This is a genomic window from Kitasatospora sp. NPDC114501 (assembly GCF_055633695.1).
In genome coordinates this window covers 199,615-211,714 of sequence record NZ_JBVKDS010000006.1, presented here as the reverse complement: position 1 = coordinate 211,714, position 12,100 = coordinate 199,615, and the positions used below count along the sequence as shown (strand labels likewise).

The window sequence follows — 12,100 nt, the reverse complement described above, 5'->3', positions numbered from 1 at the left end:
GATTCGGCGGCCTGTCCGGAACGTGGGCCACGACTGTCCGAAATCACTTCGTGGCCGAACGGGTATCTGATGTGATCGCTTCCGTGTGCGACGTCCAGGGGTGTGCGCGGCGTCGGTCGCCGCCCTCCGCCCGCGGTCGTCAACCCGGCTTCCGGTGCCTCGCCCTGACGTGTGAGGCGCCGTTGCCGGGTGACGCGGAGCGGGGGACAGGGCCCGTCCCACCGCCACGGTGCCGCCCCGGCCCGCCCGGGGCGGCACCGTCGCACCCGCCGCCGCGGGGCGCTCCCGGCCGGAGCCGCCGGACCCCGTGCGACCGGTCGCCTACCCTACGAACGGACCTGCCGTCCAGGCCGTGGCCGCTCTAGGAGGAGTCCCGTGTCGTCCTGTGACCCCCAACACGCTCCCGTCGGCGATGTGAGCGCAGCGCTCATGGTGATCGACTCCCGGCTCAAGTCCGTCTACGGCGGCAAGTCCGGGACGGACCCCGAGCACCAGCGGATGGTCGACCAGCTCACCGCGTCGTTCGGCCCCGAGGAGGCCGAGGCGCTGGTGGACGGCGCCTGCACGCTCGTCTACATCTACATGAACTGGCTGCGCTCGGCCTTCGAGCAGCAGGAGGAGGACGTGATCGAGCACGCCGTCCCCAGTCTGGTGGCCACCATGCGGATGATGCCGAGGACCTTCCGCCCCGAGGTGATCCCCATGATGGCCGGTCTGCTCGTCGCCGCCGGCACCGGACTGAGCCCCAACCTGTGGCGCGCCCAGTACGGGGCGTGGACGAAGGAGGAGATGAACCCCCTGGAGGCCACGGTGGTGCTGCTCGCGGAGTACATCAACCGGATCTCCGGCAAGGGCGAGGACTTCGCCACCAAGCTGGTGTCCGACGCGCTGTCCCAGCTGGACTAGGCCGTTACGTTCGGAGGCTCAGGCAATGGCGCGGCCTGGCCAACCGCTACGACAGGACCGCCGCTGTCCACCTCGCCGGACTCCACCTGACCGCCGTCTTCATCCGGTCGGCACGACGATCCAGAGAAAGCGCCCTAGCCGATGAGGGCCTCGGTGATCTGACGGGTGGTCTGCGCGGCGACTCGGGGGTTGACGGCGGCGTAGTGGGTGTAGGCGTTCAGGGCCGTGGCCAGCGCCCAGCCGCGGCCCCGGACCCAGGTGGCGTCGTCCACGCCGAGCGCGGCGCGGAAGGCGGCCCGGCTCTCCGCCGACATCAGGGTGAAGGCGATCACCAGGTCGCAGGCCGGGTCGCCGACGCCGAGCCCGCCGAAGTCGATGACCGCGCTGAGGCGGCCGTCGACGGTCAGCAGGTTGCCGGTGTGAAAGTCGCCGTGGAACCAGACCGCGGGACCGTCCCATCCGGGGGCGCTGATCGCCGCTTCCCACAGCTCGGTCATGGCCGCGGCGTCGAAGGAGCCGTCGACCTCCGCGATGGCGGCCCGCGTCGCCCGATCCCGTGCGACCAGCGGCCGGGCGGTGAGGTCCTCGCGGCCGTCCAGGACCCGCACCTCCCCGGGCTCGAACCGCTGGAGAGCGGTCAGGAACCCGGCCAGTCGGACGGCGGCCTCGGACGAATCGGCCAGTGCCTCGACGGTCCCCGTCTCGCCGTCCAGCCAGCGGGAGACCGCCCACGGCCACGGGTAGCCGAAGCCCGGCTCCCCCACCCCCACTGGCACGGGGACGGCCAGGGGCAGGTGCGGGGCGAGCCGCGGCAGCCACTCGAACTCCTTCCGCGCCTGCCCGACGGCGCCGGCATGGCGGGGCAGCCGGACGGACAGCTCCTCGCCCAACCGGTAGATCACGTGGTCCGAGCCGGCCGGGTCGAGCGACTCCAGCGGCAGACCCGCCCACTGCGGGAACTGCGTATCGACCAGGCGCCTGACCAGTGCGGCATCGATCACGGGGCGGATGTCCGCAGTTCTCTCGGTTGCCACGAGCAGCTCCTGGAATCGGCCCGGCCCGTGCGGCAAGGCAGTTGGGGCCATCACAGTGCGCCGCAGATCTCCTGTCGACCGGTTTTCCCCGCCGGCCTCATCCGCCACGGGGTTCCGCGCGGGCCCGGCCGAGGACCTTCGATACTCCCGACCGGGGCCCCCGTCGACCTTTCGATCCGTCGCGTCGAGCTGCGCGGTCCGCTCTCCACACGGGACCCGAGCGGTCAGGGCAGGGTTCGCCAGGACGGCGTCAGGTCAAGCGGCAACGGTGTCGTCGACCGGGGTGGCCGCGGGGGAAGGCGGTGCTCTCGTCGAACCGCTCGTGGGGCTGAAGACAGTGGGAGCTGTCCGAGTAGACGGTTGGAGAGGTGGCGTTCAGGTGCCGTCGAGCCGGTGGCGCCGCCCTCACCGGGGCGGCGCCGCAGCCCCGAGTGGAGCGGCCGCTCAGCCGTGCATCACCCCGGTCTCCAGGGCCAGGGTGTCCAGGCCGTACCGGGTGATGTGCTCGACGTTCTCCAGGTCGATGGTGCGGACGCCCTCGGCGGCGAGCCGCTCGTTGATCTCGTCCAGGTGCTGTTGGACGGTCTGCTTCTCCGCCTCGGTGGTGCGGCCCTTGTGCGGCCGGCCGGCGTGCTCCAGGCTGGCGTAGTCGACCCGCTCCCGGCCGGCGGCGGCCGACGCCCCGTGGTCGGCGGCCCGGGCGGCCGGCCTGGCACCGCGCAGCACCTCGGCCATCGGCGCGGCCGAGGCCAGCCGGTCGAACGTCGCGGCCTCCATCACCACCGTCTGCGGCTCCGCCCGGTCCGGGTGGTGCAGCTCGACGGTGACCAGGTCGAGTGCCAGCTCCCGCACCCCGGCCAACTCCCCGGCGAGCGCGTCGATCTCGACCGGACCGTCCGTCAGGTCGGGGTGCCGGAGCACCACGATCCGCACCAGGTCCCCGTCGCTCTCCGCGTGCTTGCCGGTCAGGTCCGAGAATCGGATGATCTTCTGGCCCATGTCTTCCTCTCCTGCCCCTGTGCTCAGCCGAGAGCCTACGCCCGGATGATCATCCCAGCCGCCCGGTCTCGCCTGCCCCCGGTCCGGAGCGGGCGGCCGCGACGGGCAACCTCCGTGTGGGCGGCGGCAGTTCGGCCCGGTCCCGGATCGCCAGGGGTTCCTTCCCGGCGGGTCGCCGCCGAACCCGGTCCGGCAGGTGGAGGGGGGTGGCCGGTTTCGGGATTCGCCGACGGGGCGTGCGGGTACCCCGTACGCTCGGGGCGCAGGCGGTCGGCCGCCGCCCGGGACCCGGAGGAGGACGGCGTGGACACGGCTGCCGCACGGCGGGACCCGGCTGCGGAGCGGCCGCCCGGTGAGCCCCGGATCGACCCGCTGCTCGCCGACCGCGTCACCGAGGCGCTCCTCCTGGCCGGCCTGCCCGTCGGGTACGGCGGACACGGGCCCGGCGTCCAGCTGCGCCCGGCCCGGCCGTACGACGACTCCGACGACTGCGCGGGCCTGATCGCCCTGCACTGGGAGCCCGGGCCCCGGCTGGCAGCCGCCGCGGCCATGGAGCAGCCCCAACAGCCGGCCGCCGCCGCCCGGCGGATCGTCGGCAGCACCATGCGGAACGCGCTGGCGGAGTTCCTGCCGGCCTTCGGCATCGAGGTCGTGGCCGGCCGGCTCGACGGGGAGACCAGGGTCGGCCGGACCGTCGGCCCCGTCCCGGCCACCGGCCGGGACGCCTCCGCGCCCGCCCCGGCCGGGTCCGGCCCGCAGGACCTCGGCATCGGCGCGGACGTCGTCCACGCGGTGCGCCGCGCCGCCGCGCTGGCCGGGCTGCCGGTCGCCGACCACCTGTACGCGCCCGGCATTGCCCTCACGCCGTGCCGGCCTGTCGACGACGGCGACGACACCACCGGTGTCGCCGACCTCCGCTGGAACCCCTCCCGGCGCCTGGCCGCCGCGGCCGAGGGAGACACCCCCGCCGCCGAGCGGGCCGCCCGCGCCCGGACCGCCGTCCAGGACGCGATGCGGCACGCCTTCGGCGCCGCCCTCGGCGCCTGCGGCCTCGACCTCCAGTGGCGCCGCCCGGCCGCGCTCCCGTACCAGCTGCGCGCCTACGGACCTGCCGAGCAGGCGCCGATCCGGCGCTGAGGGGCGGGAGCCGGGCGGGCCGGCTTCCGGCCGCAGGTCGGTTGTCGGTCGGGGGTGTTGGTGATACCGCCGGGGCGAGGGCTACGGCACCTCCGTCTGCACCCGTAGTTGCCGCGCGCCGTGCGGCAGTTGTCCGGGGGAGCCTCGACCGGCGGGGGTCGGGCGGGGCGGGCCGGTTTCCGGTCACAAGTCGGCTGTCGGCAGGGGGAGTTGATGCCCCCGCCGGGCGACGGCTACGGTACCTCGGCCTGCTCCCGCGGTTCCCGGACGCCGTGCGGGAGTTGACCGGCAGCGGCGTCGACCGGCGGGCGCCGCAGGGGCGTTCGGAGGCGGTGGGCGAGGGCGCTGGCCGCCACGCAGAGCGCCAGGGCGGCCCAGAGCAGCGGGGGGTTCTGCAGGCCCACGCCGATGACGGCCGGGCCGACCGCGTAGGACAGCGTCCAGGTCAGCTGGAACAGGGACATGTACGGGCCTTCGTCGCCCTTGGGCGCGAGGCCGACCGCCGCCGCGGCCGCGGTCGGCTTCGAGGCTAGCTCGGCCAGCGCCAGCACCACGGCCACGAGGACGGCGAGCAGCCCCTGGAGGGCGTGCGGGGCGCTGGAGACGGTCGCGGTCAGGGCGATGGCGCAGGCCGCCGCGCCGATCGACAGGCCCAGCACCCGTGACCGGGTCCAGCCGGACAGCCGACGGCTGATCCGCATCTGCAGGGTGGTGGCGGTGGCGTAGCGGACGGCGACCACGACGGTCGGCCAGTAGGCGGCCTGGTGGAGCGTCTCGACCAGGTAGACGGGGAAGGCGACCGTCGGGATCAGCCAGGCCGCCGACAGCAGCGTCTGGGACGCCACCAGCGACAGGAAGGGCCGGTCGCCGAGCGCCGCCCGGGCGTCGGACCTCGCCGTCCTGGGCCCGGGCAGCCCGCCGCCCGGCACGGCGACCCCCAGCAGGAGGACGGCGGCGAGCAGGGAGCTCGCGCTGTTCAGGGCGAGCGCGACCTGGAGGCCGGGTCCGCCGGCGAGCGCCATCAGGGCGGTGGCCCCCAGCGTGCCGACCCCCAGGGAGGTCGTCTTGAGCACGGTGACCGCGGAGAACCACTCGGTGAGCTCGGCCGGCTTCGCGAACCGCGCGACCAGGGTGGGCCAGGCGGCGCCGTAGAGCCGGTCGGCGGCGGTCACCACGAAGGTGACGGCCGCCACGGTGACGAGGTTCCCCGCCGCGAAGAACAGGCCGAACCCGAGCGCGGTCAGGACGTTGCCGACCAGCAGGCAGGACTTGGGCCCCAGGGCCTGGACGAGCCGTCCGCAGAGCGGCACGACGGCGAAGGACGCGAGCGACCCGACCGTCACGGCCGTGCCCGCGGAGGCCGCCGGGAAGCGCTGGACGGTGACGAAGTACAGCAGCGACAGCGGCAGGAAGACGCCGGAGCCGAACGTGTCGACCGCCACCGAGAGGAACAACCGCCGCTGCCGGCGGAACCGCCCGGCCCCCGTCACGCCAACCCCACCACGATCGAACCCGCCCCTCTGCAACCCACCCCGGTCGCGGTACGGCCTACCGCGTGTCGCGCAGCTTGAGAATGTACGTCGCGGTGAGCGAGACCGCACGGTCCTCGTCCCGCGCCAACCCCTCCAGGGCGCGGGACGTCGTGCTCCCCGGGACCTCCGCGAGCGCCTGGGTCAGCCGCCGGCGGGCGTCCGGTCCGACGGCGTCGTGGGCGAGGCGGTCGACCAGCCCGGTGGCGATCCGCTCCGCCAGCGCGGGGTCGCCCGCCAGTGCGCCCAGCGCGTCGGCCGCGTCGGCGTCGTTCACCGCCTCGACGATCATGCCGATGAGCGTCGGCACGGCCTCGGCCACGCCCCGGGCCCCGAGCGCCAGGGCCGCGTACCGGCGGACCACGGCGTCGGGGCTGCCGAGGGCGTCCCGCAGCAGCGCGGTCGCCGTACCGTCCGGCAGCTCGGCGAGGGAGCGGACGGCCCGTTCGCGCACCTCGGCCGCTGGTGCGCGCAGGCCCTCCGCGAGCAGGGCCGCGCCGTCCCCGCCGGCCTGCGCCAGAGCCCAGCGGAGCGCTCCGGCGACGTGCGGGTCCGACTCGCCCAGCACGGCCTCGACCAGCGCCTCCACCGGCACCGGGACGGCCTCGCCGACGGACAGGGCCGCGCGCTGCCGGGTCCCCGCGCTCTTCGACTCCAGGCCCTGGAGCAGCGCGACGACCCGGAGGGCCTCCTCCCAGCCGGCGGGTTCCGCGGCGTCGATCCGGCGCAGCCGGGTGAGCAGCTCCGTCTCCGCCGCGATGCGCTCGCGGGTCCGGCGGATCAGGTCGTCGACGAGCTCCGCGGGCGCGAACCCGGGATCGTCGAGCGCCCGCCCGACGTCGCGCAGCGACAGGCCAAGCGACCGCAGGCTCTCGATGTGGAAGATCCGCCGGATGTCCTCGTCCGAGTACCGGCGGTAACCGGAGTCGGTACGCCCGGTCGGCCGCACCAGTCCGAGTGATTCGTAGTGCCGGAGCATGCGGGCGCTGACCCCGGACCGCCGCGCGACCTCGCCGATCAACACTGCCTACCGTCCCTCCCGGCCGCCCCCGCCGAGGGCCACCGTGCGCTTCGCCTCCTCGACCGCGGACTCGAAGCCGGCGTCCGGGTCGCGCCACAGCCGTGCCGTGGCGAGCGCGTGCGCGCGCACCCGGGGGTCGCGGTCCGTCGCCGCGGTGGCCAGCGTCGGCAGCGCCACCTCCCCGAGCGCGACCAGCGCCCTGCTGAGGCTCAGCCGCGTCTCGCGTCCGCCGCGTCCGAGCTGAGCCGCCAAGACTACGGCCAGCTCGCGTTCGCCACCCTCGGGCACCAGCACGACGGCGGCCCGCCAGGCGCTGCGGGCCACCTCCTCGTCGGCGTCGGCCAGCAGCGCCGGGGTGATCGCCGGCCAGGCCCGCCGGTCCCCGATCTTGGACAGCGTGTGCAGGGCCTGGCTCCGGGCCTGCGCGCGCTCCGAGCGGACCTCGCCGAGCAGCAGCGGGACCGTCACCGCCGCCTCGTAGCGGGTGAGCGCCCAGGTGAGCATCTCCCGTACGAGGAACTCCGGTTCGACCGCGCACCGCTCGACCAGCCCGCCGACGAGCCCCGGGTGCGGGCTCGTGCCGACGGCCAGCGCCGCCCGCAGCCGCACCGACGGGTCGTCGTGCGCCAGCCCCCGGAGCGCCCGCACCGTGTTCGTGTCCTCTTCCGCCCTGGTCATCAGGACCACCTCCTCGGCCACAGTGAAGGGCTTGTCACCGTGACAAGGTCAAGCAGATCCGGGCACGCGGCCCACGGCGGCGGGATGGGGAGTCCGGTCTTACCGTGAATACGGGGCTCCGCCGTCGCGGGTGCACGTCCCCGCGCTCCCCGGAGCACCTCCGCCCGGCTGCTCTCCCCCCGTCTCCCCGTGTCCGCGAGGCGGCCGCCACCGAAGGAGCCCATGTCATGGCCAGTAGTGCTACCGGATCCGGCCCCGTCGCCAGGGGCCCTGAGCGGTACCCCCATGCGAGTGGGTGGACCGTCTTCGCGGGGGTCATGCTGATCACGGCCGGCATGATGGCGGTCTTCCAGGGTGCCGCCGCCGTCCGCAAGGACGGTCTGCTCATCGTCACCCGCAGCTACGTGTACTCGATGAACACCGAGGGGTGGGGATGGATCCACCTCATCCTCGGCGTCGTCGTGGTCGTGGCCGGTGTCGCGGTCTTCAGCGGTGCCGTCTGGGCCCGCATCATCGGCGTCGTCGTCGCCGGACTGGGCATGCTCGCCAACTTCCTCTGGCTGCCCTACTACCCCTTGTGGGCCGTCGTCCTGATCGCGATCGACGCCCTGGTGATCTGGGCGCTGTGCGTCGGACGGGTGGACAAGCCGGCCTGACCGGTAGCGCACCGTTCCGCCCGATCCGCCGCCTGCCGGACGACCCGTCGTCCCGGCAGGCGGCCGCGTGTGGGGACGGGGGGGGCTTGCCGAGCGCCCCGGGGAGTCTTGTATCGTTCCTCGCGAATCATCCAGAGGGGTGGAGGGACCGGCCCTACGAAGCCCCGGCAACTCCCCGTTCGACCCGGCGTCCGAAGTACGCGCCGTGCCGTCCGGGGGCAGTGCCAACTCCGGCCTGTCGCCACTGTGGCGCGGGAAAGATGAGGAGACACGGTGCTCTCTGTGCTGTCCTTCGCCCGGGCGCTTCCCGCCCCGGCCCTTTCGCGTACCCGTCTCGTGCCCGGCGCAGGCAATCGGCCGACTTCCCCGGCCCGTCCTCGCTGACCACCCTCCCCGGCTCCCCACCCGGAGCCGCCGGTGAGCAGCGCCGACCCGCTGCTCCCGGGCCCTGAGACTGGAGTACCCCACCCATGGAGAACACGAGCGGCGTCGGCGTGCTCGACAAGGTCACCTCGATCCTCGGCATCCTGGAGGCCGGCCCCGTCACCCTGGGCGGCCTCGTCGCCGCCACCGGCATGGCGCGGCCCACCGCCCACCGACTGGCCGTCGCACTCGAACACCACCGCCTGGTCAGCCGGGACATGCAGGGCCGGTTCATGCTCGGCCCCCGGCTCGGCGAGCTCTCGGCGGCCGCCGGCGAGGACCGGCTGCTGGCCGCGGCCGGCTCGGTGCTCACCCAGCTGCGGGACGTCACCGGCGAGAGCGCCCAGCTCTACCGCCGCCAGGGCGAGGTGCGGATCTGCGTGGCCGCCGCCGAGCGGCTCTCCGGCCTGCGCGACACCGTGCCGGTGGGCATCACCCTCCCCATGAAGGTCGGCTCCGCCGCCCAGATCCTGCTCGCCTGGGAGGAGCCCGAGCGCCTCCACCGCGGTCTGCAGGGCGCCCGCTTCACCGCCACCGCCCTGAGCGGCGTACGGCGGCGCGGCTGGGCCCAGTCCGTCGGCGAGCGGGAGCTCGGGGTCGCCTCGGTCTCCGCGCCCGTGCGCGGCCAGTCCAACCGGGTGGTGGCCGCAGTGTCGGTGTCCGGCCCGATCGAACGCCTCACCCGTCACCCCGGCGCCGCCCTCTCCCAGGCCGTCGTCGAGGCGGCCCACCGCCTCACCGAGGCCCTGCGCCACCCCTGAGAAGAGCTCCGGGCCCTGGGACGCACCTCCGCGCGCCCCAGGGCCCGGTCCCCGCAGTAGGACATCGAAGCCGGCCTCGGCGGTGCGGATCCGGCCCCCGGATCCGCACCGCCTCGCGCCGTCACGGGCGGACGGTGAGCACCAGCTTCCCCGTGACCCGGCCCGTGCCGCCCTCCGCGTGGGCCTTCGCGGCCTCGGCGAGCGGGTAGGCGGCGGAGACGTGCACCCGCAGCTGCCCGGACTCGGCGAGCGAGGCGATCGCGGCCATGCCCGCCTGGTCGTGCTCGACCAGCAGGGACCGCACCGACACGCCCAACTCGGCGGCGCGCTCGGCCGGTTCCTCCAGGCCCTGGGGCAGGATCGTCACCAGGACGCCGCCCGGCCGGAGCGTCTCCAGCGAGCGCAGCCGGTCGTCCCCACCCAGCGGGTCGAGGACCACGTCGATGTCGCGGGCCTCCTCCACGAAGTCGGCGGTGCGGTAGTCGATCACCTCGTCCGCGCCCAGACCCCGGACGAAGTCGTGCTTGGCGGCGGACGCCGTGCCGATGACGTACGCGCCGCGCGCCTTGGCGATCTGCACGGCGACGTGCCCCACGCCGCCGGCCGCGGCGTGCACCAGGACCCGCTGCCCCGGCTGGACCCGAGCCGTGTCGACCAGGGCCTGCCAGGCGGTGAGCGACACCAGCGGAAGCGCGGCGGCCTCGACGTGGCTCAGCGCGGCCGGCTTGGGCACGAAGGCCCGGGCGGGGCCGGCGACGTACTCGGCGTGCGAGCCGACGCCGTACGGGTACGGCAGCATGCCGAACACCTCGTCGCCCGGCGCGAACAGCGAGACGCCGAGGCCGACCGCCTCGACGGTGCCGGAGACGTCCCAGCCGAGCGTGAACGGCGGCTGCCCGAGGAAGTAGCCGTGCTCGCGGTGCTTCCAGTCGGTGGGGTTGACGCCCGCGGCGTGGACGGCGACGAGGATCTGGCCGACGCCGGGCTCGGGTCGTTCGACCTCGGTCTCGTGGAGGACGTCCGGGGCGCCGAGGGCGGTCTGGGTGATGGCTCGCATCGTGTTCGTGGTCATGGATCAAGCCTGAGGTCACGGCCCTGACCAGGGAAATGGCAAGATTGCCAAAGACCGATAGGATCGTGCCATGCCCGCGATCGAAACCCTCGCCTTCCGCGACCGGCCGCCGCACCGTGTCGTCGTCCTCGCCCTCGACGGCGTCTACCCCTTCGAGCTGGGCATCCCCAACCGGGTCTTCCCCGGAGTGCCGGGGGCGTACGAGGTGGTGACCTGCGCCGCCACGGAGGACCGGACGGTCGCCACCGTGGCCGACTTCACGATCACCGTCGGCCACGGGCCCGAGGCGCTGGAGAGTGCCGACACCGTCGTCATCCCGCCCTACGACCTGCACCGCGTCACCGCCGACCTGCCGGAGGCGGACCGCGCGGCGCTCGCCCGGATCCGCCCCGGCACCCGCATCGTCTCCATCTGCACCGGGGCGTTCGCCCTCGCGGCCGTCGGCCTGCTCGACGGGCGTCCCGCCACCACCCACTGGGCGCTGGCCCCGGCCTTCCGCCGGATGTTCCCCCGGGTCCGCCTGGACGCCGACGTGTTGTTCGTCGACGACGGCGACGTCCTCACCTCGGCGGGCGCCGCGTCCGGCCTCGACGTGTGCCTGCACGTGGTGCGCTCCGACCACGGCAGCGCCGTCGCCAACCAGGTCGCCCGGCAGTGCGTGGTGCCGCCGTGGCGCGAGGGCGGCCAGGCTCAGTACATCGAACAGCCGGTGCCCCCGGAGGGCGCCAACGGCACCGCCGCGACCCAGGCCTGGGCCCTGGAACACCTCGACCGTCCGCTCGCGCTACGGGAGTTGGCCGCCCACGCGCGGATGAGTCCGCGCACCTTCGCCCGCCGCTTCCAGGACGAGACGGGCACCAGCCCGGGGCGCTGGCTGATCCAGCAGCGGGTGCACCGCGCCCGTCACCTGCTGGAGACCAGCGACCTCCCGGTCGACCGGATCGCCACCGAGATCGGCTTCGCCACCGGGGCGTCGCTGCGCCAGCACCTGCACGCCGCGATCGGTGTGTCGCCCCAGGCCTACCGCAACACCTTCCGAGGCCAGTCCGCCGCCGCTCCGAGCGGGGCCTGAGCGGCTTCCGGGCGGGCCGGGCGGACGGCGGGCGAGGGCCGGTCCGTCGGTGAGGGTGCGCAGGAAGTCGGCGGGTCCGACTTCCTGCGCACGGCAGGCCGGGGTCAGTCGTGGAGGGTGACGTCGGGCAGCGGGCGGCCGGTGGCGTCGAACAGGGCGGTTCCGCAGTCGCAGTGCTCGTCGGCCAGGGTCTCGGTCGGGGGGAGGTCCCAGACCAGCATCTGCGCGCACCCCGGGCAGTTCAGACTGACCAGGGCCACCTCGGATTCCGATCCCCAGGCCCGCACCGGGAGGCCCTCGTGCGTCAATCCGGCCGGCTCGCGCTCACCGGTCGGCGCGACCAGCAGCTCGTAGGTGTCGGTGCCGTCCTCCCACACCAGGAGGGTGTAGCCGAGCTCCGCCAACGCGTCGGCCAGGTGGTCGAGTCGGCGGGCCGGGAGATCGCCGCGGCGCAGCGCCGGGCCGTCCTCGGCGGCCCGGCGGACGGCGTCGGTGTCGACACCCGTCGGCTCGGCCCCGAAGGCCCGTACCCGGCCGGCCGCGAACTCCGCCAGTCGGCCCGGGTGGTCCTCGCCGGCCCAGTCCATCGTGAACATCACCCGGTCGACCCGGATTCCCCGTGCCCGCTCGTCGGGGGTCAGGACCAGTTCTTCCAGCTCCGTCATGGCGGTCACGCTATCAACGTGCCCGGCGGCGCGGCCCGTTGGCCGCCGGCCGGTGGCCCGGTGGGGCCGGGGAGCGCTCCGACCTGATCGGCCCCCTTCACGGTCCAAACACCGGACAACCACAGGTGCTCCCCACTAGGGTGAGGC

General features: G+C 74.7%; 12 protein-coding genes and 1 riboswitch. Of the genes, 5 read left to right on the top strand and 7 right to left on the bottom strand.

Annotation, left to right across the window (positions count from 1 at the left end):
- Positions 1-429: 429 nt before the first annotated feature.
- Positions 430-906 carry a hypothetical protein gene (locus ACZ7RU_RS13705; protein ID WP_470341239.1) on the top strand — a complete coding sequence of 159 codons (477 nt, stop codon included), beginning with the start codon at positions 430-432 and terminating at the stop codon, positions 904-906.
- Between the two features lie 134 nt (positions 907-1,040).
- Here the strand turns inward: ACZ7RU_RS13705 and ACZ7RU_RS13700 are convergent, their stop codons facing one another.
- A complete protein-coding gene (locus tag ACZ7RU_RS13700) occupies positions 1,041-1,940 on the bottom strand; it encodes an aminoglycoside phosphotransferase family protein (protein ID WP_470341102.1) in 900 nt (299 codons plus the stop codon).
- Positions 1,941-2,384: 444 nt separating this feature from the next.
- Entirely contained in the window at positions 2,385-2,939 is a 555-nt protein-coding gene (locus tag ACZ7RU_RS13695) for a hypothetical protein (protein ID WP_470341101.1), read from the bottom strand.
- A gap of 303 nt (positions 2,940-3,242) precedes the next feature.
- On the opposite strand from ACZ7RU_RS13695, the gene ACZ7RU_RS13690 reads away from it, so the two are divergent.
- Positions 3,243-4,076, top strand: coding sequence for a hypothetical protein (locus tag ACZ7RU_RS13690; RefSeq protein WP_470341100.1), 834 nt, complete (start codon positions 3,243-3,245; stop codon positions 4,074-4,076).
- Positions 4,077-4,309: 233 nt separating this feature from the next.
- On the opposite strand, the gene ACZ7RU_RS13685 is transcribed toward ACZ7RU_RS13690, so the two are convergent.
- The 3 genes from ACZ7RU_RS13685 to ACZ7RU_RS13675 are packed head-to-tail and all read right to left on the bottom strand — an operon-like array spanning position 4,310 to position 7,304.
- Positions 4,310-5,566 (bottom strand): MFS transporter, encoded by a 1,257-nt coding sequence (locus tag ACZ7RU_RS13685; RefSeq protein ID WP_470341099.1) that lies wholly within the window; start codon positions 5,564-5,566, stop codon positions 4,310-4,312.
- Positions 5,567-5,624: 58 nt separating this feature from the next.
- A complete protein-coding gene (locus tag ACZ7RU_RS13680; RefSeq protein WP_470341098.1) occupies positions 5,625-6,629 on the bottom strand; it encodes a HEAT repeat domain-containing protein in 1,005 nt (334 codons plus the stop codon).
- Between the two features lie 3 nt (positions 6,630-6,632).
- The gene (locus ACZ7RU_RS13675; RefSeq protein WP_470341097.1) at positions 6,633-7,304 is read right to left on the bottom strand and encodes a HEAT repeat domain-containing protein; all 672 of its coding nucleotides are present in this window, start codon (positions 7,302-7,304) and stop codon (positions 6,633-6,635) included.
- 227 nt (positions 7,305-7,531) lie between these two features.
- Between ACZ7RU_RS13675 and ACZ7RU_RS13670 the strand changes: the two genes are divergently transcribed.
- Both ACZ7RU_RS13670 and ACZ7RU_RS13665 read left to right on the top strand, forming a co-directional pair.
- Entirely contained in the window at positions 7,532-7,960 is a 429-nt protein-coding gene (locus ACZ7RU_RS13670; RefSeq protein WP_470341096.1) for a DUF7144 family membrane protein, read from the top strand.
- A gap of 124 nt (positions 7,961-8,084) precedes the next feature.
- Positions 8,085-8,227, top strand: a riboswitch (SAM riboswitch).
- Between the two features lie 203 nt (positions 8,228-8,430).
- A complete protein-coding gene (locus ACZ7RU_RS13665) occupies positions 8,431-9,144 on the top strand; it encodes an IclR family transcriptional regulator (protein ID WP_470341095.1) in 714 nt (237 codons plus the stop codon).
- 121 nt (positions 9,145-9,265) lie between these two features.
- On the opposite strand, the gene ACZ7RU_RS13660 is transcribed toward ACZ7RU_RS13665, so the two are convergent.
- The gene (locus ACZ7RU_RS13660) at positions 9,266-10,216 is read right to left on the bottom strand and encodes an NADP-dependent oxidoreductase (protein WP_470341094.1); all 951 of its coding nucleotides are present in this window, start codon (positions 10,214-10,216) and stop codon (positions 9,266-9,268) included.
- Positions 10,217-10,286: 70 nt separating this feature from the next.
- On the opposite strand from ACZ7RU_RS13660, the gene ACZ7RU_RS13655 reads away from it, so the two are divergent.
- Positions 10,287-11,288, top strand: coding sequence for a GlxA family transcriptional regulator (locus ACZ7RU_RS13655; protein WP_470341093.1), 1,002 nt, complete (start codon positions 10,287-10,289; stop codon positions 11,286-11,288).
- A gap of 104 nt (positions 11,289-11,392) precedes the next feature.
- Here the strand turns inward: ACZ7RU_RS13655 and ACZ7RU_RS13650 are convergent, their stop codons facing one another.
- Positions 11,393-11,953, bottom strand: coding sequence for a DUF6630 family protein (locus tag ACZ7RU_RS13650; protein WP_470341092.1), 561 nt, complete (start codon positions 11,951-11,953; stop codon positions 11,393-11,395).
- Between the last annotated feature and the right edge of the window lie 147 nt (positions 11,954-12,100).